The 21,389-nt window shown below is 73.5% G+C and carries 22 protein-coding genes; 14 read left to right on the forward strand and 8 right to left on the reverse strand.

Annotation, left to right across the window (positions count from 1 at the left end; genetic code table 11):
* Positions 1-28: 28 nt before the first annotated feature.
* Positions 29-1,108: a hypothetical protein gene (locus tag AB0J97_RS32390; protein ID WP_364095677.1), complete on the reverse strand. Its 1,080-nt coding sequence runs from the start codon at positions 1,106-1,108 to the stop codon at positions 29-31.
* A 249-nt stretch (positions 1,109-1,357) separates the two neighbouring features.
* The gene (locus AB0J97_RS32395; protein ID WP_357706924.1) at positions 1,358-1,756 is read right to left on the reverse strand and encodes a hypothetical protein; all 399 of its coding nucleotides are present in this window, start codon (positions 1,754-1,756) and stop codon (positions 1,358-1,360) included.
* A gap of 167 nt (positions 1,757-1,923) precedes the next feature.
* Here AB0J97_RS32395 and AB0J97_RS32400 point away from each other — a divergent pair, with 167 nt between their 5' ends.
* The 3 genes from AB0J97_RS32400 (at position 1,924) to AB0J97_RS32410 (ending at position 5,022) form a co-directional block, all read left to right on the forward strand.
* Positions 1,924-3,624 (forward strand): FUSC family protein, encoded by a 1,701-nt coding sequence (locus AB0J97_RS32400; protein ID WP_364095681.1) that lies wholly within the window; start codon positions 1,924-1,926, stop codon positions 3,622-3,624.
* Between the two features lie 83 nt (positions 3,625-3,707).
* A complete protein-coding gene (locus AB0J97_RS32405) occupies positions 3,708-4,211 on the forward strand; it encodes a MarR family transcriptional regulator (protein WP_357706922.1) in 504 nt (167 codons plus the stop codon).
* 163 nt (positions 4,212-4,374) lie between these two features.
* Positions 4,375-5,022 (forward strand): DedA family protein, encoded by a 648-nt coding sequence (locus AB0J97_RS32410; RefSeq protein WP_364095685.1) that lies wholly within the window; start codon positions 4,375-4,377, stop codon positions 5,020-5,022.
* Here AB0J97_RS32410 and AB0J97_RS32415 read toward each other — a convergent pair.
* The 4 genes from AB0J97_RS32415 to AB0J97_RS32430 form a co-directional block, all read right to left on the reverse strand.
* Positions 4,966-5,706, reverse strand: coding sequence for a GntR family transcriptional regulator (locus AB0J97_RS32415; RefSeq protein WP_357706919.1), 741 nt, complete (start codon positions 5,704-5,706; stop codon positions 4,966-4,968). The genes AB0J97_RS32410 and AB0J97_RS32415 overlap by 57 nt on opposite strands.
* Positions 5,707-5,716: 10 nt before the next feature.
* On the reverse strand, positions 5,717-6,430 hold the full coding sequence (locus AB0J97_RS32420) for an HAD family hydrolase (RefSeq protein WP_364095688.1): 714 nt from the start codon (positions 6,428-6,430) through the stop codon (positions 5,717-5,719).
* Complete coding sequence (locus tag AB0J97_RS32425; RefSeq protein WP_357706917.1) at positions 6,427-7,152, reverse strand: hypothetical protein; 726 nt, start codon at positions 7,150-7,152, stop codon at positions 6,427-6,429. The genes AB0J97_RS32420 and AB0J97_RS32425 overlap by 4 nt, the downstream gene beginning before the upstream one ends.
* A gap of 110 nt (positions 7,153-7,262) precedes the next feature.
* Positions 7,263-7,916, reverse strand: coding sequence for a GntR family transcriptional regulator (locus AB0J97_RS32430; protein ID WP_364095692.1), 654 nt, complete (start codon positions 7,914-7,916; stop codon positions 7,263-7,265).
* A gap of 61 nt (positions 7,917-7,977) precedes the next feature.
* Between AB0J97_RS32430 and AB0J97_RS32435 the strand changes: the two genes are divergently transcribed.
* Together AB0J97_RS32435 and AB0J97_RS32440 are read left to right on the forward strand one after the other, a co-directional pair.
* Complete coding sequence (locus AB0J97_RS32435) at positions 7,978-9,165, forward strand: CoA transferase (RefSeq protein ID WP_364095695.1); 1,188 nt, start codon at positions 7,978-7,980, stop codon at positions 9,163-9,165.
* On the forward strand, positions 9,162-9,968 hold the full coding sequence (locus AB0J97_RS32440) for a CoA ester lyase (protein WP_364095698.1): 807 nt from the start codon (positions 9,162-9,164) through the stop codon (positions 9,966-9,968). The genes AB0J97_RS32435 and AB0J97_RS32440 overlap by 4 nt, the downstream gene beginning before the upstream one ends.
* An 8-nt stretch (positions 9,969-9,976) precedes the next feature.
* On the opposite strand, the gene AB0J97_RS32445 is transcribed toward AB0J97_RS32440, so the two are convergent.
* Positions 9,977-10,615 carry a TetR/AcrR family transcriptional regulator gene (locus tag AB0J97_RS32445; protein WP_357706912.1) on the reverse strand — a complete coding sequence of 213 codons (639 nt, stop codon included), beginning with the start codon at positions 10,613-10,615 and terminating at the stop codon, positions 9,977-9,979.
* 129 nt (positions 10,616-10,744) lie between these two features.
* On the opposite strand from AB0J97_RS32445, the gene AB0J97_RS32450 reads away from it, so the two are divergent.
* From AB0J97_RS32450 to AB0J97_RS32490, 9 genes are all read left to right on the forward strand, one after another.
* Positions 10,745-11,725 carry a sugar ABC transporter substrate-binding protein gene (locus AB0J97_RS32450; protein WP_357706910.1) on the forward strand — a complete coding sequence of 327 codons (981 nt, stop codon included), beginning with the start codon at positions 10,745-10,747 and terminating at the stop codon, positions 11,723-11,725.
* A 60-nt stretch (positions 11,726-11,785) separates the two neighbouring features.
* Positions 11,786-12,826, forward strand: coding sequence for an ABC transporter permease (locus tag AB0J97_RS32455; protein WP_364095702.1), 1,041 nt, complete (start codon positions 11,786-11,788; stop codon positions 12,824-12,826).
* The gene (locus AB0J97_RS32460) at positions 12,823-13,578 is read left to right on the forward strand and encodes an ATP-binding cassette domain-containing protein (RefSeq protein ID WP_364095705.1); all 756 of its coding nucleotides are present in this window, start codon (positions 12,823-12,825) and stop codon (positions 13,576-13,578) included. The genes AB0J97_RS32455 and AB0J97_RS32460 overlap by 4 nt, the downstream gene beginning before the upstream one ends.
* A 107-nt stretch (positions 13,579-13,685) precedes the next feature.
* Entirely contained in the window at positions 13,686-14,645 is a 960-nt protein-coding gene (locus AB0J97_RS32465) for an alpha/beta hydrolase (protein WP_357706906.1), read from the forward strand.
* 85 nt (positions 14,646-14,730) lie between these two features.
* Positions 14,731-15,099 (forward strand): nuclear transport factor 2 family protein, encoded by a 369-nt coding sequence (locus tag AB0J97_RS32470; RefSeq protein WP_357706905.1) that lies wholly within the window; start codon positions 14,731-14,733, stop codon positions 15,097-15,099.
* 146 nt (positions 15,100-15,245) lie between these two features.
* Positions 15,246-16,565, forward strand: a complete 1,320-nt coding sequence (locus AB0J97_RS32475) for an MFS transporter (RefSeq protein WP_364095710.1) — start codon at positions 15,246-15,248, stop codon at positions 16,563-16,565.
* Entirely contained in the window at positions 16,562-17,503 is a 942-nt protein-coding gene (locus AB0J97_RS32480; protein WP_364095713.1) for a hypothetical protein, read from the forward strand. The genes AB0J97_RS32475 and AB0J97_RS32480 overlap by 4 nt, the downstream gene beginning before the upstream one ends.
* Positions 17,500-18,555: a DUF917 domain-containing protein gene (locus AB0J97_RS32485; RefSeq protein WP_364095716.1), complete on the forward strand. Its 1,056-nt coding sequence runs from the start codon at positions 17,500-17,502 to the stop codon at positions 18,553-18,555. The genes AB0J97_RS32480 and AB0J97_RS32485 overlap by 4 nt, the downstream gene beginning before the upstream one ends.
* Complete coding sequence (locus AB0J97_RS32490) at positions 18,552-20,057, forward strand: helix-turn-helix domain-containing protein (protein WP_357706901.1); 1,506 nt, start codon at positions 18,552-18,554, stop codon at positions 20,055-20,057. The genes AB0J97_RS32485 and AB0J97_RS32490 overlap by 4 nt, the downstream gene beginning before the upstream one ends.
* Positions 20,058-20,079: 22 nt before the next feature.
* On the opposite strand, the gene AB0J97_RS32495 is transcribed toward AB0J97_RS32490, so the two are convergent.
* Positions 20,080-21,300, reverse strand: coding sequence for a right-handed parallel beta-helix repeat-containing protein (locus tag AB0J97_RS32495; RefSeq protein ID WP_357706899.1), 1,221 nt, complete (start codon positions 21,298-21,300; stop codon positions 20,080-20,082).
* Positions 21,301-21,389 lie beyond the last annotated feature (89 nt).

The following is a 21,389-nucleotide window of genomic DNA, read 5'->3' on the forward strand; positions in this document are numbered from 1 at the left end:
CTTGCTGAAGGGGCCGGAAGGGGCGCGTTCACGGGCGGGAGGCGTCGATCGTGGTGATCAGCTTGTCCAGGCGCTCGTAGACGGGCGGCTCGACCACGTCCACCAGGTCGGCGACCGGCGCGCCCGCCGCGGCGGCCCGGTCGGCGAACGCCCGCGGGTCGGCGGTGCGGAAGCCGTGCGCCGCGGCCAGCGAACGCAGCTCGGGGTCGCCGGTCAGCAGCTCGCCGACACGGGCGCCGGGCGCCGACAGCGGGACCAGGGTGTGCTTGCTGAGCACCGTGGGAGAGGGGTAGACGAGCCGCATGTCGGGCCTGATCGCGCCGTCGCGGGCGAAGACGTGGGAGAGGTACTGCGCCTCGTACACCACGAGCATCGGCGTCTTGCCCGCGCCCAGGGCCAGATAGTCGTCGAAGGAGGCTTCGCTCGTGGTCTCGGAGAAGCCCTGGTCGAGGACGACGGGGGTGAGAACCGGGGCGATCCGGGCGATCTGCGCGTCGGAGGTGATCACGTTCTCGCCGTTGGCGACGTAGCCGAGAGCCGCCAGGTACATGGCCGCACTGTTGGACGTACGGATGTCGGTGGTGGTGAGCAGCACCCGCTTGCGAGCCCGGTAGACATCGTTCCCCGGAATTTGATCCCAGCGCGTGCCTTTAGCCGTTAATTCCAGATATTTCCTTATATCGAGTAGTTGGGGGCCTTTGCCGGAATTGTTGAGCAGGCCCGCCTTGGCCAGCAGCTTCGTGATGGGCTCGAACGTGGCGACCGCCATCGGCGAGTAGAACGGCGAGAACGTCGTCGTCGCGCCCCGGTCGCGCTTGATCTTCTCGGCGGCGGGGGCGCTGGAGGGGAAGGCGAAGGCATACCGGCCGAGGTCCACGTCCGTGGCGATCTGGCGGGAGCCGGCGGTGTCCACCTCGACCCGCAGGCCGTGCCGGGCGAAGGCGGCCCTGACCGCCGGGTCGTCGAAGAACGGCTTCTTCTCCGAGCCGATGACGCCGCGTACCACGGACGGTTCCGGCGCTTCGGGCCCGCGGTTCCCCAGGACGACCGCGACCACCGCCACCCCGGCCAGAACGGCGGCCAGGACGACGCCGATCCACCGCTTCATCGCACCCCATTTCGCGAGATATCCCCCATGAGAGGGATTATGGGAGTGCGGTTGTCGGGCGAGCGTCCCGGAAAGGCGACCTTACGGCAGAATTCACCCGCCGTTCACGAGAGCCCGCGCGGCGGTCCTGCCGTGACCGCCCGGCGGTGTTCCAGGCGGATGTTCACGGCGGTTTCCTCGGTGACGTTCTCGATGATGTTCGCGGTGGTGTTCACGGCGGCGTACGCGACGGTGGTCGCGGTGGCGTGCTCAGTGGGTGGCCGGGCGCCAGGGGGCGTCGGCGGGGGAGGGGCGCCAGGCGGCCCAGTCGATGCGCACGCGGTCGGGCCGGGCCGGGTCCACCTTCACCGGCAGCACCGCGCCCGGGACCACCAGGCCCATGGGGACGCGCGGCAGCGTCTGACGGTGGGCGACCCGGTAGGCGGGGCCCTCGTCCGGCTGCACCACCAGGCCGAAGCTGACGACGGGCTGGTCGTTGACCGTCATGTGGGTGTCGGCCATCGACTCGACCACGGCCAGCGCGGGAATCCCGGTCGCCAGGAGCCGCTGCCCGTTCCTCGCCATGATCAGGAACGGCACGCCGACCGCGGCCGTGATCAGCGTCGTCCCGGCGATGATCGCCACAGCCAGCAGGGTTCCCGTGGTCACTGTGCTTCCCCAGTTCTGTCCTCCGCCCGGTGCGCGGGCGGCTCGTTCCGTCGGATTCCGAAGGAGTTTCTAGCCGGGACGGCTTGACCGCCGCTTGATCACCGGTTGCAGGATCCGCCATCCACCTGGTTTATTTCACAGGTAAAACACCTGGTAAACTTTCAGGGATGTCCAGTGCCCTCCGATCCCCAGCCCTGCCGTCCCCGCCCCCGCCGTACGGGCGTCGTGCGCGCCTGCCCGTGCGCGCCGCGCTGCGCCTGGGGCCCGTCGGCGACATCTGGCACAAACCCGCTCTCAGTGCCGTCGCCGCCCTCGCCGTCCCGTTGGTCGCCCTCCTCTGGGCCGGGCGGCTCGACCTGGTGCCGTACGCCGCCGCGGGCTCGATGTGCGCCCTGTACGGGCACGGCCTGCCGTACGCGGCCCGTGCCAGGGCGCTGGCCTGGGTGGTGCTGGGCATGCTGTCCGGCACGGCGGTCGCGCTGGTCACCTCGTCACTCACCGACTCGGTCGCCGTCCGGGTGGCGGTGGCCGCCCTGCTGGCCGGGCTGCACAAGGCGGTCTGCGACGCCACCCGGATCGGGCCGCCGGGGAACGTGGTGCTCACCTTCGTCGCCGCCGGTGCGGTCTTCGTACCGCAGCAGCTGGGCGACGTACCCGCGCACGTGGGCCTCGGCGCGCTCGGCGGGCTCCTGGCCTGGACGGTCGGCATGGCCCCCGGCCTCCTGCGTCCCGACGGACCCGAACGCGTCGCCGTCGCCCGCGCCCTCGAATCCACCGCCCGCCTGCTCCGGACCGTCCCCGAAACGGGTGACCTCCCCCGGGAGCGCGAGACCCACGAACGGCACCAGGCGCGCCATGCCGCCGCGGCGGCGGTCAACGCCGCCTGGCAGACGCTCCTGCGCTCCGGCGTCCCCGCCCGGCGGCGCGAGACGCTGTCCCGGCTGCTGATCCGCGCGGAGTCGGCGGGCGCGGGCGCCGCCGGGGAACCGATCGGCTGCGCCGACAAGCTGACCGGCTGGGCCCGCGACCTGCGTGAAGGCCGCCCGCTGCCGTCCCTGCGCGAGGTCGCGCCGCCCGCGGCCGAGCGGGCCGAACTCGCCGGCATTGCCGCCGAGCAGGGCGGCCGGGCCGGTGCCGCGCGGGTGGCCGCCGAGGTGGGAGGGCGGCGGCGTGCCGTGGCGATGGTCTTCGCCGAGGTGGGAAGGCGGTGGCGGGTGGTGGCGATGGTGTTCGCCGGGGCCGCCGCGGCCGGGTGGGGCTCGATGGCCCTGGGGGTGGGCAGGCCGTACTGGGCGGTGGTGACGGCGGCCGCCGTGTTCGCGGCCAACACGACACTCTCCTGGAGCCGCGCGCTCCAGCGCGTCGTCGGCAACCTGCTCGGGGTCGGGCTGTTCACCCTGGTGGCCCCCGTGACCCGGCTGGGGGCGGTGGCGCTCGTCGTGGCCGTCCTGGGGCTGCAGTTCGCCACGGAGGCGGCGATCACGCGCAACTACTGGCTGGGAAGCGTGTTCGTCACGCCGATGGCCATCCTCATGAGCGAGTTCGCCGGGACCCGGCCGGTGGCCGAGCTGGTGGCCGACCGGTGGCTGGACACGTGTGTCGGCGCGGCGGCCGGCCTGCTGGCGTGCGTGCTGGTCCCGGACAGGCGGGCGGCCCGGCGCGTACGGGCTGGGCTCCTGCGCCTGGAGCGCATCCTGGAGGAGCCGCCGGAACCGGACGAACGGGACCGGCTCCGCGCGGCGCTGGTGGAGGTCCGCGAGGCCGCCGACGTCGCGGCGGGCGAGTGGTGGAGCGGGGCGCTGCCCCACGAGCGCGTCGCCGCCGCCGAGCGCGCGGGCCACCGCAGGCTCGCCACCCTGTACGCGTGACCGCCCCGGCCGCGCCCGCCCGGCGGCCCCGGCGCGTACGATCGGAGCCACCGGAAGATCGTCACGAGGAGAGGAACGACCACGTGGAGGACGCCGTCGCGAAGGCGTTGCGGCAATGGCGGCAGGTCCTTCCCGACGCCGACCTGGACACGATCGCCGTCATCGGCAGGCTCAACCGGTGCGCCGCGCTCCTGCAGCAGGCCGCCGACGCCCCGCTCGGACGCGCCGGCGTGAGCCGCCCGGAGTACGACCTCCTGTGCGCCCTGCTCCGGGTCGGCGGCGAGCTGACGCCGGGCAGGCTGGCCCGCGAGACGTTCGCCTCGGGAGCCGCGGTGACCAAGCGGGTCAGGCGGCTGGAGGAGATCGGGCTCGTCGCCCGGCGGGTGGACGAACGCGACCGCCGCGTCGCCCACCTCTCACTGACCGAGCGCGGCAGGGAGCTGATCCTGCGCCTGCTGCCCGAGCAGCTCGACTACGAGACCGAGCTGCTGGCCGGGCTTCCCCGCGACCGCGAACGCCAGCTCGCCGACCTGCTGGCCGACCTGCTGCTCGTCCTGGAGGGCCGCCTCGGCGGCCTGCTCGGCTGACAGTGCCGGCCAAACCTAGGGCCTCGCCCCGGACAGGCCGAGCGCCTCGCCCCGGACGCCCATCCCGCCCGCCTGCCGCCTCCCAAGGGCCGGAGGTGGCGCGGGCGTGCGTTCCGGGTGGCGGACGGACGGAGGAGGCGGGGCGCGGGGTTAGGGTGGCCGCGTGCATATCGACGAATGGCTGCAAGCGATCCCCGCCGCCTGGTTGTGCGCGATGGTCGCGCTCGTGATCGGCCTGGAGAGCCTCGGCATCCCGCTGCCCGGCGAGATCGTGCTCGTCAGTGCCGCCATTCTGTCCGCCAAGGGCGTGGTGAGCCCGGTCGCGGTGGGCCTGTGCGCGAGCGCCGGGGCCATCGTGGGCGACTCGGCCGGTTACGCCATCGGGCGCAAGGGCGGCCGCCGGCTGTTCGACCGGTTGGGCCGGCGTTTCCCCCGCCACTTCGGCCCCCGCCACGTCGCGAAGGCCGAGAACTACTTCCACCGGTACGGCGTCTGGGCCGTGTTCGTCGGCCGTTTCATCGCGCTGCTGCGCATCCTCGCCGGGCCGCTGGCGGGGGCGCTGCGCATGCCGTACTGGCGGTTCGCGGTGGCGAACGTGCTGGGCGGCATCGTGTGGGCGGGCGGCACCACCGCGGTGATCTACTATCTCGGGATGGTGGCCGAGAAGTGGCTGAAGGGCTTCTCGTGGGTCGGGCTCGGGGTGGCCGTGCTGTTCGGCATCGGCACCACGCTCTACCTCAAGCGCCGCGCGGCCTCAGCGCTCGATGAGGGTGACCTCAAGGGAGTAGTGCGAGGCCCGATAGACGTGTGAGCCGTGCTCGACGGCCCGGCCCTGGTCGTCGTACGTCGTCCGGACCATGGTGAGCAGCGGCGCGCCGCGGCGCTCGTCGAGCAGCTTGGCCTCGACCTGGCCGGCGGCGCGGGCTCCGATGCGCTGGTTGGCCACCCGCATGCGCACGCCCGCGCCGCGCAGCAGCTCGTACAGGCCGCGGCCCTCCAGGTCGGCGGAGGAGAGCGGCGCCAGCCCCAGCGGGAGCCAGTTGTGCAGGACGGCGAGCGGCTCGCCGGCGGCGAAGCGCAGGCGTTCGAGGTAGAGGATCTCGGTGCCGGGCTCGACGCCCAGGATGGCCGCCTTGTCCTCCTCGACCGGCCGCGGCTCCAGCGCGAGCACCTGCGTGGCCGGCTCCTGGCCCGCGCGGCGCAGGTCGTCGTAGAGGCTGGTCAGCTCGACCGAGCGCTTGACCTGGCCGTGGACCACCTGCGTGCCGACGCCGCGCTTGCGCACCAGCAGGCCCTTGTCGACGAGGTATTGGATCGCCTGGCGGATCGTCGGCCTGGACAGGCCGAGCTTGTCGGCGAGCAGGATCTCGTTGTCCAGCCGGGAGCCGGGCGTCAGGTCGCCACGCCGGATCGCCTCGGCGATCTGCTCGGCCACCTGGAAGTAGAGCGGCACGGGGCTGGACCGGTCCAGGTCGATGGCCAGGTTCGGGGTCATGCCGATCAGCCTAACCGAGGTCAGAATGTCCAGACAAATGGCGGGAGGCGAGCAGCGCGGGCAGCTCGGTGAGCGAGGTGAGGCGGGGGAACCCCTCCGGCGCGGCCTCGGCGCCCAGCCGGTCGATCCACACCGAGGGCATGCCGGCCGCCGCCGGGCCGCGTACGTCGTTGTCGAGGTCGTCGCCCACCAGCAGCACCTCCTCGGGCGGCAGCCCGAGGGCCCGCGCCGCCGCGGCGTAGCAGGCGGGGGACGGCTTGAAGTGCCCGCCCAGGCCCTCGCCGGTCAGCACCGGGCCGACGTCGAGGCCGATCGCCCGCACCTTCGCCTCCTGCACGCCCCGCGACCCGTTGGTCAGGACGCCGAGCGTGTAGCCCCGCAGCTCGGCCAGCGCCGGAGCCGCGTCGGGGTAGGCGGCCCAGCCGCGCCGGTAGTGCTCGGCGTAGGAGGCGAAGGCCGCCGCAAGATCGGCGGGCGCCTCGACGGCCAGCTCCCGGCACAGGGCGCGCACGCGACGGCGGCGCTGCTCCTCCCACGAGCACTCGCCCGCCTGCCAGGCGGTCAGGTGGGGGATCTCCAGCGCGGCCCACAGCGCCGCGACCTCGGGCAGGCGCGGATGGCCGGGGGCCAGCGCCGACGCCCACGCGGTGATCGCGGCGTCGGCCGCGCCGCGATGGTCGAGCAGGGTGCCGTCGAGGTCGAACAGAATGCCCTTGATGGTCACCCGGCGAGCATATCGGCGGCGACGCGGGCGGCCGTCTCGCGCGGGGGGTAGCCCAGGGTCAGGCCGCGCACCGAGCGCGGCGCGCCGGCGAAGCGCGCCTCGGCGTCCTCGCCCAGCACGTAGGCCAGGGCGGGGGACAGGCCGCGGTGCGACTCCAGCGCCGCCACCTCGGCCTCGGCGCGTTCGGCGGGCAGGGCCTCGCGGTAGTCGGCGATCAGGGAGTCGAGGTCGAAGAGCCGTTCGTAGGGCTCGGTGGTGCCCGCCACGACCCTGACGCCCGCGCCTTCGGCGCGCGCCCGGTAGACCAGGCCGGTGCCGCCGCTCTTGGCGAACCAGCGCAGCGCGTCCTCGGCGGGCAGGGTGAAGGTGCCGTACGGCTTGCGCCCGTACAGCAGGGCCTCGGCGACCCAGCGGTCGCACCAGCGCTCGTCGCGGTACGGCGTCGGCGCCCCGGGCTCGCAGCTCAGCCCCTGGGCCAGCACCGGGTTCCAGGCCGAGACCAGCGGGCTGCTGAAGCGCGGCATGCGGGGGCCCAGGCAGCGGCTCAGCGCGTAGCCGTACCAGACGGTGACGACCTCGGTGCGCCGCCTGGGACGCCTGCGCTCGTAGGCGCCGTTCATCACCTGGCCGTCGGGGTGGCGCCAGGGGCCGGGCTCGGTGCAGTCGTCCGCGGGGACGGAGGGGGTGCGGTAGTCGGGATTGAGCGTCCACGCGTCCGCCACAGCGTCGGCTCCTTCGGCGTCGGGGTCGCGGCAAGACCATCAGAGTGACTCATCGTGCAACACCCGTCACGGTGAATCAATGAACCGGGTGTGAACGATGATGTTTGTCATCAGTGGTCCTTGCGGTACTCCCCGGCCTGCCGGATGTGGTCGATCATGACGCGTTCGGCGGCGTCGGCGTCGCCCGCCTCCAGGGCGGCCAGCAGCTCCTCGTGGGCCCGCAGCTGCCGCCCGGCCCGCGCCGGGTCCAGCCACAACGACGCCTCGGCGGGCACCGGGACGCCGTTGCGCACCGACCTGGCGTGCGCGCCGAGGAAGGCCGGGCCGCCGATGTCCACGATGCTCAGGTGGAAGCGGCTGCTGCGCTCGGCCAGCCGGTCGTACCTGCCCTGCTCGGCGTCGGTGACCATCTCGCGGTGCAGGTCGCGCAGCCGGACGAGGTCGTCGGCGGTGATCCTGGCCGCCGCCAGCCGCGCGCCCAGGCCCTCGACGACCGCGCGCAGGCCGTAGTACTCGGCGAGGGCGTCGTCGCCCAGGTCGATGACGGTCGCGCCGTGGTGGGCCTCGTAGCTGATCAGGCGGTCCTTCTCCAGGCGGCGCAGCGCCTCGCGCACCGGCGTGACCGAGACGCCGAGCCGCCGGGCGACGGCTCCGGCGCGCAGGGCGGTGCCGCCGGGGATGCGGCCGCCGCGGATCTCGTCGAGCAGCACGCTGTAGACGTAGTCGGCCTTGCTCATGGGCGGCGTGGGCTCGCTGGCTGTCATGTCCCCAGTCTCTCGCACGGGCCGGTCGCGGCTATGACTTATTTCTTATAACTTACAAACTATGACAAGTCTCGCCGACCTGCGGGTCATCGACGCGGCGACGCTGTTCGCCGGTCCCTCCGCCGCGATGATGCTGGGCGACTTCGGCGCCGACGTCGTCAAGATCGAGCACCCGCGGCGCGGCGACCCCTCGCGCGGCCACGGCGCCTCGGTGGACGGCGTGGGCCTGTGGTGGAAGTCGTTGTCGCGCAACAAGCGCACCGCCGCCGTCGACCTCTCCCGCGCCGAGGGCCAGGAGATCCTGCGCCGCCTGGCCGAGCGCTCCGACGTGCTGATCGAGAACTTCCGTCCCGGCACGCTCGAACGCTGGAATCTGGCCCCCGAGGACCTGCTCAAGGCCAACCCCCGGCTGATCGTGGCCCGGATGACCGGGTTCGGGCAGGTCGGCCCGATGTCCGGGCAACCGGGCTTCGGGACGCTGGCCGAGGCCATGAGCGGGTTCGCGGCCATGACCGGCGAACCGGACGGCCCCCCGACCCTGCCGCCGCTGGCCCTGGCCGACGGCATCGCGGGCCTGGCCATGTCGTACGCGATCATGGTGGCCCTGCACGCCCGCGCGGCGACCGGCCGCGGGCAGGTCATCGACCTGGCCATCATCGAGCCCATCCTGGGCCTGCTCGGGCCGCAGATGACCGCGTACAAGGCGCTGGGGGTCGTGCCGCGGCGCACCGGCAACCGGTCCAGCAGCAACGCGCCGCGCAACACCTACCGCACCCGCGACGGCCGCTGGCTGGCGATCTCCACCAGCGCCCAGCCCATCGCCGAGCGCGTCGTCACCCTCGTCGGGCGGGCCGACCTGGTCGAGCAGCCCTGGTTCGCCAGCGGCCACGGCCGCGTCCAGCACGTGGACGAGCTGGACGAGGCGGTCGCCACCTGGATCGCCGCCCGCGACGCCGACGAGGTCATCGCCCGCTTCGAGGAGGCCCAGGCCGCCGTCGCCCCCATCTACGACGTCACCGACCTGGCGAGCGACCCGCAGTACGCCGCGCTCGGCACGTTCGTCGAGCTGCCGGACGAGGAGCTGGGCACGGTCACCCTGCAGAACGTGCTGTTCCGCCTGTCGGAGACGCCCGGCGAGATCCGCTGGCCCGGCCGCCCGCTCGGCCACGACACCGACGAGGTGCTGGGCGAGCTGGACTACCCGGCCGAGACCGTCGCGGCCCTGCGCGAGGCCGGGGTGATCGCGTGAACGCCCCCGTCACCTGGCTGTACGTGCCCGGCGACCGCCCCGGACGTTTCGCCAAGGCCGCCGCCTCGGGCGCCGACGTGATCATCATCGACCTGGAGGACGCGGTCGCGCCCGAGGCCAAGGACGCCGCCCGCGCCCACGCCGTCGCCTACCTGCGCGAGCCCAGGGAGGCCGGGCCGGCGGTGCACGTCCGGGTCAACGACGTGACGACCGCGCGCGGCCTGGACGACCTGGCGGCCGTGGGCGAGCTGGCCGACGCCGTACGGCTGCCCAAGGTCGAGTCGCCCGCCGCGCTGGACGCCCTCCCCGGCACGGCCCCCCTGTACGCGCTGCTGGAGTCGGCGGCCGGGATCGTCGAGGCCCGCGCCGTGGCCGCCCACCCGCGCGTGGCCGGCGTGGCGCTGGGCGAGCAGGACCTGGCCGCCGAGCTGTCCGTCACGGACGAGAACGCCATGAACCACCTCAGGCTGCAGGTCGTGCTCGCCGCCGCCGCCGCGGGCCTGCCGCCGGTGCCCATGTCGGTCTACCCCGACATCAAGGACGAGGACGGGCTGGTCGCCTCCTGCCGGGCCGGCCGCGCGCTCGGCCTGTTCGGCAGGACCGCCATCCATCCCGCCCAGCTCCCGGGGATCCGGCGGGCCTTCCGGCCCACCGAGGAGGAGACGGCCAGGGCCGCCGAGATCGTCGAGGCGGCCGAGCGGGCGGGCGCGGGGGCCGTCGCCCTGCCCGACGGCCGCTTCGTGGACGCCCCGATCGTCGCCAGGGCCCGCCGCGTGCTGGACCTCGCCCTCCGGCTGGGCTAGCGGCTGGGTCAGCGGTTCGGGTACCAGCGGACCGACAGCTCCTCGTCCTCCGGGGCCGGGCCGGGCAGATCGCGGTGGGCGGGCGGCACCCGCAGCGAGTCCATCATCAGCGTCAGGTAGCGGTGGCGGAGCTGGGAGGTGCGCTCGCCGTCGCCGAGCTTGATCGAGGCGATCTGCTCGAACAGCAGCGCGATGTCGGCCACCGTGACGTCGGCCCGCAGCACGCCCGCCTCGACCGCCCGGTGGTGCAGCCGGGTGGCCAGGTCGCCGGCGTGGACGGCGTCGTGGTAGAGCTCCTCCGTCGGCTGGAAGGTGCCGGCCAGCTTGATCGTCAAGGAGTTGGTGTCGGCGTCCACGATGCCGCGCAGGTAGGCGGCGAACGCCTCCCAGGGGTCGCCCTGGTCGTCCATCGCCTGCTGGGCCACGGCGGCGTAGAGCTTCAGCCCGTCGCCGCACAGCTTCTGCAGCAACGCCTCCTTGCTGGGGTAGCGGCGGTAGAGCGCGCTGATCCCGACGCCCGCCTTCTCGGCCACGGCGGCTATGGGGGCGCCGGGGTCGGCGGTGAAGACCGCCCGGGCCGCCTGGAGGATCAGTTCGTCGTTGCGGGCGGCCTGAGCCTTGCGGCCGCTCATGGGTGCGCTGGTCATGCCTTCAGCATACGGGAACGAATGATTCCGTTCTACTACTTGGGTAGATCGAGCCCTGGTCCGTATGTCTATACAAATAGATCGCGGTGCGGTAGAACCAGGCTAGCCCGTTGGTCTTGGAGGTATCCGATGAGACGTACCCCGATCGTGCTGGCGCTGGCAGGCGTACTCGCCCTGACCGGCTGTTCCTCCTCCGGAGGGCAGGGCGCGCAGAGCGCCGCACCCGCCGCCGGCTCCGCTCCTGCGGCCGGCGGTGGCAACTTCGCCGTCATCACCCACGGCGGCGCCGGCGACGCCTTCTGGGACGTCGTCAAGAACGGCGCCGAGGCCGCCGGCAAGCAGTACGGCGTCAAGGTCACCTACCAGGGCGACGGCGACCCCGCCAAGCAGTCGCAGCTCATCGACCAGGCCGTCTCGGAGAAGGTGGACGGGCTCGTCGTGTCCATGGCCAACCCCGACGCGCTCAAGGAGGCGATCGGCAAGGCCGTCGCGGCCAGGATCCCGGTCGTGACCATCAACTCCGGGGCCGACTCCTCCAAGGCGTTCGGCGCCATCACCCACGTCGGCCAGTCCGAGGACGTCGCCGGGCGCGGCGCGGGCGAGCAGCTCAAGGCCGCGGGCGTCACCAAGCTGCTGTGCGTCGTGCACGAGGCCGGCAACGTCGGCCTCGACCAGCGCTGCAAGGGCGCCGAGCAGACCCTCGGCGGCACGGTCGAGCGCCTTCAGGTGGACGTCGCCAACCTGGCCGACGTCACCTCCAAGGTCACCGCCAAGCTGCAGTCGGACAAGCAGGTCAACGGCGTGCTCGCGCTCAACCCGGCGGTCGCCGTGGCGGCCAGGGACGCGATCAAGGACTCGGGGTCGCAGGCCAAGCTCGCCACCTTCGACCTGTCGGGCGACGTGGTCGCCGCGATCAAGGACGGCGAGATCCTGTTCGCCGTCGACCAGCAGCAGTACCTCCAGGGCTACCTGCCGATCACGTTCCTGAAGCTCTACAAGGACAACCTCAACACCGTCGGCGGCGGGCTGCCGGTCAACACCGGGCCCGGCTTCGTGACCAAGGACAACGCCGAGCAGGTGGCCAAGCTGGCCGAGGCGGGCACCCGATGAGCGGCCGCGAGGACGAGAAGAGCCGCCGATGAGCGGCCGTGAGGATGGGGAGGGTCGCCGATGACGGCCGCTCCCGCGCGGGCCGACGAGCGGGTCGCCCGGGTCGGCCTGGCCCGCCGCCTGATCGTCCGGCCCGAGCTCGGGGCCGTGGTGGGGCTGGTCGCGGTGTTCGCGTTCTTCGCCGCGCAGTCGGAGGTGTTCCGCTCGCCGGCCGGCATCGCCAACTGGCTCGACCCGGCCGCCACGCTCGGCATCATGGCGGTCGCGGTGGCGCTGCTCATGATCGGCGGCGAGTTCGACCTGTCGGCGGGCGTGCTGACCGGCACCAGCGGGCTGATCCTGGTCACGCTGGCCACCCGCTACGGGTTCGGCGTGTGGCCCGCCATGCTGGCCGGGCTGGTCGTGGCGCTGGCCGTCGGGTTCGCCAACGGCCTGGTGGTGACCCGGACGAAGCTGCCCAGCTTCATCGTCACGCTGGGCACGTTCCTCATGCTGCAGGGCGTCAACCTCGGCGTCACCAAGGCCATCACCGGGACCGTGCAGGTCGGCGGGCTGCGCCGGGCGCCGGGGTTCGACGGCGCCAGCGCGGTGCTCGCGGGCACGATCCAGATCGGCGGCACGTCGTTCCGGGTGGCGATCCTGTGGTGGATCGCGATCACCGCGCTGGCCACCTGGGTGCTCATGCGTTCCAGGCCGGGCAACTGGATCTTCGCGGTGGGCGGCGACGAGCAGGCCGCGCGGGCGGTCGGGGTGCCGGCGGCCCGGACGAAGATCGCGCTGTTCATGACGACGGCGGTCGCCGCCTGGCTGGTCGGCTCGATCCTGGCCCTGCGGTACACCTCCGTCCAGGCCAACATCGGCATCGGGCAGGAGTTCATCTACATCATCGCGGCCGTCATCGGCGGCTGCCTGCTGACCGGCGGGTACGGCTCCGCCGTCGGCGCCTCCATCGGCGCGGTGATCTTCGGCATGGCCGACAAGGGCATCGTGTTCCTGGGCTGGGACGCCGACTGGTTCAAGTTCTTCCTCGGGGCCATGCTGCTGCTGGCGACGCTGGCCAACCGCATGGTCCGGCGCTATGCGGAGGAGGTGCGGCGTTGATCCTGCAGACCCGGGACATCGGCAAGACGTTCGGCTCGGTGCTGGCCCTGCGCGGGGTGTCGATGGGCGTGGCGGAGGGCACGGTCACCTGCGTGCTGGGCGACAACGGCGCCGGCAAGTCCACGCTCATCAAGATCCTGTCCGGGGTGCACCAGCACGACACGGGGTCGTACCTGGTGGACGGGGCCGAGGTGCGCTTCTCCAGCCCGCGCGAGGCGCTCGACCGGGGCATCGCCACCGTCTACCAGGACCTGGCGATGATCCCGCTCATGTCGGTCTGGCGGAACTTCTTCCTCGGCTCCGAGCCCCGCAAGGGCCCGGCCTTCGACGTGGCCAGGGCCCGCCGGGTCGCGGCCGAGGAGCTGCGCGCGATGGGCATCGACATCCGGGACGTGGACCAGCCCGTCGGCACGCTGTCGGGCGGCGAGCGGCAGTCGGTGGCCATCGCCAGGGCCGTGCACTTCGGCGCGCGCGTCCTCATCCTGGACGAGCCCACCTCGGCGCTGGGCGTCAAGCAGGCCGGTGTGGTGCTGCGGTACATCGCCCGCGCCCGCGACCGGGGGCTCGGCGTGGTGTTCATCACCCACAACCCGCACCACGCCTACCCGGTCGGCGACCGGTTCCTGCTGCTCAACCGCGGGACCAGCATGGGCGAGTACGCCAAGGCCGACCTCGGCAAGGACGAGCTGACCGCGCTGATGGCCGGCGGCGCGGAGCTGGAGGAGCTGGCCCACGAGCTACGGCGCGAATGAGAGCCGCTTGGGCGGAATTTGACGCAACTGGGCGATCGGATCGAGGTAGGCGCAGGCAGGAACCGGGTGGATGACACTGACAACCGGGGGCGGCCACCGTGACGACGATGATCAGCAAGCAGATCGTGCTGGAGAAGGCGGCGCAGGAGTTCGCCGACGCCAACGCCAAGCGTCCCTTCATCTACGAGTTGCCGCCCGAGCAGGGCCGCGAGGTGCTGGAGAAGCTGCAGTCCGACCCGGCCGTGCCCAGGCCGGAGGTGGACGAGGAGTGGATCCAGGTCCAGGGCGGCCCGACGGGCATCGTGCCGGTGCGCATCGTCAGGCCCAAGGGGGCCACGGGCACGCTGCCGGTCATCTTCTACATCCACGGCGCGGGCTGGGTGTTCGGCTCGGCGCACACGCATGACCGGCTCGTCCGCGAGCTGGCCGTACGGACCGGCGCCGCCGTCGTCTTCCCCGAGTACGACCGCGCGCCCGAGGCGAAGTACCCCACGCAGATCGAACAGAACTACGCCGCCGCCCAGTGGGTGGCCCAGCACGGCGCGGAGAAGGGCCTCGACCCCTCCCGCATGGCCGTGGCCGGGGACTCGGTGGGCGGCAACATGTCGATCGTGCTGACGCTGATGGCCAAGGAACGCGGTGACGTGCGGCTGCTCGGCCAGGTGCTGTTCTACCCGGTCACGGACGCGAACTTCGACACCGAGTCCTACAAGCAGTTCGCCACGGGCTACTACCTCAACCGGGACGGCATGAAGTGGTTCTGGGACCAGTACACGACAGATCCGGCGCAGCGCGCGGAGAGCCACGCCTCGCCGCTGCGCGCGAGCGACCGGGAGCTGCGCGGCCTGCCGCCGGCCCTGGTGCTGAACGGCGAGGCCGACGTCCTGCGGGACGAGGGCGAGGCGTACGCGGCCCGGCTGCGGGAGGCGGGCAACGACGTCACCGCGGTCCAGCTGGCGGGGATGGTGCACGACTTCGCCATGGTGGACCTGCTGCGCGACACCAATGCCAACAAGGCCGCCATGGGCCTGGCGGTGGCCAAGCTGCGCGAGTGGCTCAATCCCTGATCTACAGCGTAAAGACGCCGCCGTTCCGCGCTACCCATACGGTGAGAAAGAACCATATTTCACCAAGACAAGGGAGTACGGAAGCGTGGCACGCGACGCTGTCTGGGCCGTTATTACCGGCATGTACGACGCCTACGCACAAGGCGACAGGCAGGGCATCGACCGGCTCCTCCACCCGGAGGCCACGATCTGGGACTCCGCCGAGCCCGGCCTGATCACCAGCAGGCGGCAGCTCGACAGAGTGCGCGACGCGCGCCCGTCGGACGGCCCGGCGGAGACCTCCGTCCGGGCCATCGACGAGATCGTGGACGTGTGGGGCGACACCGCCCTGGCCAGGTACCTGCTGCAGGTGGACTTCGAGCACGGCGACCCCGAGCTCGTCCGGACGACGTGCGTGCTGCGCCTGGTGGACGGCGAGTGGAAGATCGTCCACGTGCACGAGAACACGCTCTGACACAGGGGGTGGCCGCCGTCCGGCGGGCCTGGAAGTGCGCGGCGCACAGCCGGACCGGCCCCGGCCGGGCGTCGCGCACACCGAGGCGGAAGGGGGACGGCCCTATGGTGCGGCAATACTTCGCGCCCCCCTCCGAGGAGCCTTGCATGACCGCCACCGAAGCACCGACGCTCCCCATCGGGGCGGCGTTCGACCGGATGCCGTTCTCCCGCCGGCACGTGCTCATCGCGCTCGCGCTGTTCATCGCCTTCGTCATCGAGTCGTGGGAGCAGCTCGCGCTGGTCTACGTCTCCGGCGACCTCGGCCCGGCGTTCGGCATCGACGAGGCCGGGATCGGCGTCGTGCTGTCGGCGGTGGCGTTCGGCATGATCCCCGGCGTGCTGGTCTGGGGGCCGCTCGCCGACCGCATCGGGCGCAAGCCGACCGCGTTCTGGTCGCTGCTGGCCTACGGCGTGATCGCGTTCGCCTCGGCGTTCGCGCCGAACCTGGCGACGCTGGTCGCGCTGCGCGTCGGCTCCGGGCTCGCGCTGGCCGGCGTCTACACGATCACCTTCCCGCTCTTCCTGGAGCTGCTGCCCACCAGGCACCGGGGGCGGGCGGCGGTGTACCTGTCGATCGGCTGGCCCATCGGCATGCTGGCGGCCATCGCCGCCTCGGTGACGCTCGGCGGCCTCGGCTGGCACGTCGTGGTGATCGCCAGCGCGGCGGCCGGGCTGTGGGCGTTCGCGATCAGGGCGTGGGTGCCGGAGTCGCCGTACTGGCTGGCCGCGCGCGGGCGGCAGGAGGAGGCGCGGGCCGTGCTGCGCACCCTGGGAAGCCCCGACGCCGAGGCGACGTTCACCATGGCGGGCACGGCGGCGAGCGGCCGCGTGGGCAATCCGATGGACCTGCTGCGCGGCCGGCTGGCCCGGATCACCGTGCTCATGCTGGCGCTCAACTTCGTCTTCAACTGGGGCTACTGGGGGCTGCAGACCTGGCTGCCGACGTTGCTCCAGGCCAAGGGCCTGTCGTTGTCGGCCTCGCTGGGCTTCGCCGCGCTCAGCGCGCTGATGATGATCCCCGGTTACGTGAGCGCGTCGCTGCTGACCGGGCGGTTCGGCCGCAAGAAGGTCTTCCTGTTCTACGTCGTCGCGGCCGTGCTGGGCGGCCTGTGGTTCGCCACCGCGAGCAGCCTGCCCGGCCTGTACGTGGGCAACTTCGTCCTGTCGTTCTTCAGTCTGGGCGCGTGGGGCGTCTGGAACACCTGGAACGGCGAGTTCTACCCGACCGCCCTGCGCGGCACCGGCTACTCCTGGGCCACGGCGTCCCAGCTCGTGGCCACCACGGTCGCGCCGTCGGCCGTGGGCGCGCTGCTCGCCCACGCCACCGGCTTCACCGCGACGATGCTGGTGATCAACGCGTTCATGGTGGTCACGGCGCTGCTGGCGGTGCCGCTGCCCGAGACCGAAGGGCGCGAGCTGGAGTGATCCTCGGCGTCGCGCTGGACGGGCCGTCGCCGGCGGTGGTGGCCGTCGGCGACGGCGCGCCGCCGTCGGAGGCGGTACGCGCCTGCGTGGCGGTCGACCTCGACGGGATGCCGCGCGCGCCGGTGGCCGCGATCCGCGTCGGCGGCCCGTGCCCGCCGGTGTTGCGGCCGGTGGCCGAGCCGGGGGTGGCGACGATCGTGCGCGGCGGGCACAGCCTGACCGGCCGCCCGCTGGCGCCGCTGGACACCGGCGCGGTACGCGAGTTCGCCGCCGGCTGCGGCCTGATCGACTTCGCCGTGACGGCGACCGGGTCGCCCATGCTGGCCGACCACGAGCTGGCGGTGGCCGCGATCATCGCGGCGGAGGTGCCCGCGGCCCGGATCACGCTGTCGTACGAGTTCGGCCGCCCCGGCCTGCGGGAACGCGAGGCGCACGCGATCAGGAACGCGGCGCTCGGCCCCGAGGCCGGCCGGATCGCCGACCGGGTGGCGCGGGAGCTGCCCGGGGTGCCGCTGTTCTTCGCCCGCTCGGGCAGCGGCCTGGTGTCGGCGCACTACTTCCGCCGCTACCCGCGGGCCTGCGACCGCGGCGGGACGACCAGCCTGCGCCGCGGCCGGTCCGCCCTGGCCACGGCGGACCGCCCGGCGCCGTTCGAGGTGATCGAGCCCGGCGGCGGGGGCGAGGACCTGCTGGCCGCCGCCTACGGGGCCGCGCTCGCCCGGCCCGAGGCCCAGGTGGAGCGCATCGTGCAGGCGCGCGGCCGGGCCGAGCTGGACCGGGCGCTGCAGGACGCCAGGGACGAGGCCCTGACCCGCGTGGTCAGCGCCGGCGCCGCCCCCGGCTTCGCCCGCATCGCCGAGACCATCGTCAACCCCCTGTCCTACCTGCCCGACGGCTTCTACCGGGTGCGCGTCACGGCGGAAGGCGCGACGCCGTGACCCGGCTCATCGGCCCCGACGAGCTGCGCCGCTTCTCGGCGGGGTCGCGGCTGTTCGCCACGGGCGCCGGTGAGTCCTCCTACAGCCTCACCTTCGCCTGGGCGGAGTCGGTGCTCGGCGACGGCGTCGAGCTGGCCGCCGCCGGCGAGCTGGACCCGGGGACGTTGTGCATGGTGGTCAGCCTGGCCGGGTCCACCACGGCGCTCGGCGAGCAACTGCCCGCGGGCGACGAGCCCGTACGGGCGGTGCGGGCGCTGGAGCGGCGGCTGGGGGAGCGGGCCGGGGCCGTGGTGGCGCTCAACCTGGCGGCCGAGAACGCGCTGATCCCGCTGGTCGCCGCGGCGGCCCTGGGCGTGCCGCTGGTCGACGGCGACGGGACGGGACGGGTGTTCCCGCTGGTGGAGCAGACGACGTACACGCTGGGCGGGCTCAGCGCGACCCCGCTGGCGCTGGCCGGGGCGTCGGGGGAGCTGGTGCTGCTGGAGACGGCGGGCGGCCGGGTGGAGGAGCTGCTGCGTCCGGTCGTGCTGGCGGTGGGCGGGTGGGCGGTGGCCGCCTGCTACCCGATGGCGGCGCGGGACCTGGCCCGGGTGCTGGTACCGGGCACGGTCAGCCTGCTGCTTGCGGCCGGGGCGCCCGGCGCGCCGCGCTCGGCGGCCGCCCCGTACGGGGTGCGCACGCTGTGCGCGGGCCGCATCCTGGCCGTCGAGGGCAGCACGGGGCACGGCGCCGACGTGGCCATGCCCTCGCTGCCCTCCAGCATCGTGGTGCAGGAGTCGGCCGGGCTGCGCAGGCTCGTCCGGCTGGAGGCGCACAACGAGATCGTGCTCGCCCTGGCCGACGGGGCCCCGGTGGCGATGGCGCCGGACCAGATCTGCATGATCGCGTCCGCCGACGGCCTGGTCGTGGACGTCGACAAGGCGGCGCCCGGCATGGAGGTGGAGGTCATGGTGGTCAAGGCCGCGCCGGTGTGGCACACGGGCCGGGGGCTCGCGCTGGGCGGGTTGCGGGCCTTCGGGATCCCGTTCGAGCAGCGGGCGGCGTCGCCGTGAGCGGGCTGCGCGAGCCGGGCTGGGAGGCGCCGGTCACGGTGGCGGAGCTGGTCAACACCGGCCCGCTGGCCGGGGCCCGGATGTACGGCAGCGGCGACAACCCCGTGCACCAGGTCCGCATCGTGGACGACCTGTCGGTGTTCGGCGCGGTGACGCCGCACACGGCGGTCGTGCTGATCGGGGCGGCGGCCGGCGGCGGCTGGGCGGTCGAGATGGCCATGCGCCGGGCCTGGGAGCAGGCGGCGGCCTGCGTGATCGCGCCGTCGGGCGGCCTGAGCGCCGGGTCGGGCGAGGTGCTGGCCGAACGGCTCGGCGTCACCCTGATCTTCGTGGACGAGGACCCGCTGATCGTCGCCGTCCGGGTCGCCTCGGCGGCCTCCCGTCCCGAGGCGGCGCGCACCCAGCTCGTGGCCCGCTGCGCGACCCGGCTGGCCGACGCGGGCCCGTCGGCGCGGCGGGTGCTCGGGGTGCTCAACGCCGAGCTGCCCGGCACGTCGGTGGCCTTCCTCGACCGGTACGGCCTGCACGTCGCCGGCCGCCAGAGTGCCGCCCGCGCGCCGGGCGACCACGAGCAGCCCCGGCCGTCGGGCTCCCGGTGGGCGGCCGAGGTCGAGGTGCCCGGCCAGGACGGCCCCGCGCTCGGCACGCTGGTGGCCGCGGGGACGTCGCGCTCGCCCGGCTGGCCCGCGGTGGTGCGGACCGTGCTGGGCCTGGCGGTGGCGCCGCTGGCGGCGTGGGCGGCCCAGGAACGCCTGCGCGCCTCACGCGACTTCGCCCTGCAGTCGGCGCTGGCCCGGCGGCTGCTCGCCGAAGGACGGCCCGCCCACGAGCCGGCCGGGGACGGCGGCATCTGGCTGGAAGGGGCCCCGGCGGAGGCGGTGGCGCTGGGATGGGCGGTGCGCGGGGCGCTGACGGCCTACCACGTCCGGCCGGTGGGGGCGCTGGCCGACGACGGGCCGCTCGTCCAGGCGCTGGTCACCGCGGCGCTGGGCCAGGTGCCGGTGCTGCGGCGCGGCGAGGGGTGGGCCGGCTGGTCGCCGGAGCCGCCCGGCGGGCTCGCCGAGCATCTGCGGCGCTGCGTGGAGAGCATGCCGTGGCCGTGCGCGGCCGGGGTGGGCGCCGCGGTGGAGGGGCTGGACGCGGTGGGGGAGTCGCTGCTCGGCGCCGAGGCGGCGGCGTTCGTGGCCGGCGCGGGCACGGTGGCCCGCGCCGACCGGATGGGACCGGCCGAGCTGCTCGGCGCGCTCCCGGCGGGGGTGCTGCGGGCGCCCGCGGCCGTCGTGCTCCAGCCGCTGCTGGCCGTCGACAAGGACGGCACGCTGCTGGTGACGCTGGCCGCCGTCCTGGACGAGGGCGGCGCCCTCAAGGCCGCCGAACGCCTGGGCGTGCACCGCAACACGGTCACCACCCGCCTGGAACGCATCAAGGCCGCCGGCTTCGACCTGGACGACGCCGCCACCCGGCTGGCGCTCCAACTCGCCTGCCACGTGCTGCTGCGCTGAACCGGGGGGGCGGCGCTTCGGGTCAGTAGCCCCTGGTGAGGTGCACGCCCGCGCCGACCTTGCGCCGCTTCCCGACGCCGTCGAGGAGGTTGCCCGAGGAGGCGATCGACATCGACTCGCCCTCACCCTTGGCCAGCAGGATGCCGGTCTCGCGCTTGGTGCCGTGGCCGACGACGGTGTTGCCGGTGATCGCGGCATGGCCCGCGCCGTAGTTGACCTCGTTCAGCGCCAGGTAGACGAAGTCCACGCCGTCGGGGAGCGGGCCGGTCGCGGCGATCTTGCGCTCGGGCGGCGCCGCACCGCTCTGGCGGGCCTTGCGCAGTTCGGCCAGCGCGTTCGGGTGCGGCAGGAACTTGTGCACGCGGTTGCCGGTGATCGTGGTCGCGGCATCGCCCTGCAGGTCGCAGCGGATGCCGTAGTACGTCTGGCCCGCCGTGCCCTCGGAGCCGAAGTCCTCGATGTAGTTGTCCTGGATCGAGGTGCCGAAGCAGCGGTGGGCGTCGATGGCGTTCTTCGGCGTCCCGTACAGGTGCAGGCCGCTCATCGTCCAGCCGGCCGCGTTGTCGCTCTGGATGGCATTGGTGCCGCTGAAGCCGATCCAGGAGCGCTGCAGCGTCCAGTCGGTGACGGAGTTGCCCGGGTCGACGACGCGGATGCCGGCCTCGGCGGCGCCCTCGATGTAGACGTCGCTGATGACGCTGTTGACCATGGTGTTGCGCAGCGTCGTGCCGTTCCTGGACGGGTTGCTGATGCGGATGCCGTCGGACGGCGTGCCGTAGATGTCCACGTCGTAGACCCGGGTGTTCCACGAGCGCAGCAGCAGGCCGACCGTGCCGGTGTTGTGGTCGCGGTTGCCGTCGATGGTCAGCCGCTCGACGCGCACGCTCTCGCCGCTGAACTCGGTGTCCTCCAGCCAGCCCTTGGAGGCCAGCACCGCGGGCAGGTTGGCGCCGTCGGCCTGCTTGAGCACCGTGCCGGCCTTGGCGTCGCCCCGGTAGGTGCGCCGGTCGGCCAGGCTGATCGTGGCGTCGATCAGGCACGGCCCCTTGATGACGATCTCGTCGCCGTCCTTGGAGGAGTCGATGGCCGCCTGGATCGCCGCGGCGTCGCCGGCGGCGTCGGAGCAGGCGGCCTCCACCCTGGCGGCCGAGGCGGGCGCGGCCGGCGTCAGCACGGCGACGCCGGCCAGGCCCGCGGCGAGCGCGGCGGAGCCGGCCAGAAGGCGCGTTCGTAACATGGTCATGGAAGTCCCCTCGTGAAGATGGTCATGGCGGGGACACAGCCTCCCCAGGCCGCGCGTGCCCCCGCGTTGTCGATCATCTTCACAGACCG

Source organism: Nonomuraea sp. NPDC049607 (assembly GCF_040675375.1).
GTDB lineage: Bacteria > Actinomycetota > Actinomycetes > Streptosporangiales > Streptosporangiaceae > Nonomuraea.

Bases quoted from the DNA above. Each gene is read 5' to 3' on its own strand.
- AB0J97_RS32390 (WP_364095677.1), bottom strand. From the start codon at position 1,108: ATGAAGCGGTGGATCGGCGTCGTCCTGGCCGCCGTTCTGGCCGGGGTG.
- AB0J97_RS32400 (WP_364095681.1), top strand. From the start codon at position 1,924: ATGTCCAGTGCCCTCCGATCCCCAGCCCTGCCGTCCCCGCCCCCGCCG.
- AB0J97_RS32415 (WP_357706919.1), bottom strand. From the start codon at position 5,706: ATGACCCCGAACCTGGCCATCGACCTGGACCGGTCCAGCCCCGTGCCG.
- AB0J97_RS32430 (WP_364095692.1), bottom strand. From the start codon at position 7,916: ATGACAGCCAGCGAGCCCACGCCGCCCATGAGCAAGGCCGACTACGTC.
- AB0J97_RS32435 (WP_364095695.1), top strand. From the start codon at position 7,978: ATGACAAGTCTCGCCGACCTGCGGGTCATCGACGCGGCGACGCTGTTC.
- AB0J97_RS32445 (WP_357706912.1), bottom strand. From the start codon at position 10,615: ATGACCAGCGCACCCATGAGCGGCCGCAAGGCTCAGGCCGCCCGCAAC.
- AB0J97_RS32450 (WP_357706910.1), top strand. From the start codon at position 10,745: ATGAGACGTACCCCGATCGTGCTGGCGCTGGCAGGCGTACTCGCCCTG.
- AB0J97_RS32455 (WP_364095702.1), top strand. From the start codon at position 11,786: ATGACGGCCGCTCCCGCGCGGGCCGACGAGCGGGTCGCCCGGGTCGGC.
- AB0J97_RS32465 (WP_357706906.1), top strand. From the start codon at position 13,686: ATGATCAGCAAGCAGATCGTGCTGGAGAAGGCGGCGCAGGAGTTCGCC.
- AB0J97_RS32475 (WP_364095710.1), top strand. From the start codon at position 15,246: ATGACCGCCACCGAAGCACCGACGCTCCCCATCGGGGCGGCGTTCGAC.
- AB0J97_RS32495 (WP_357706899.1), bottom strand. From the start codon at position 21,300: ATGACCATGTTACGAACGCGCCTTCTGGCCGGCTCCGCCGCGCTCGCC.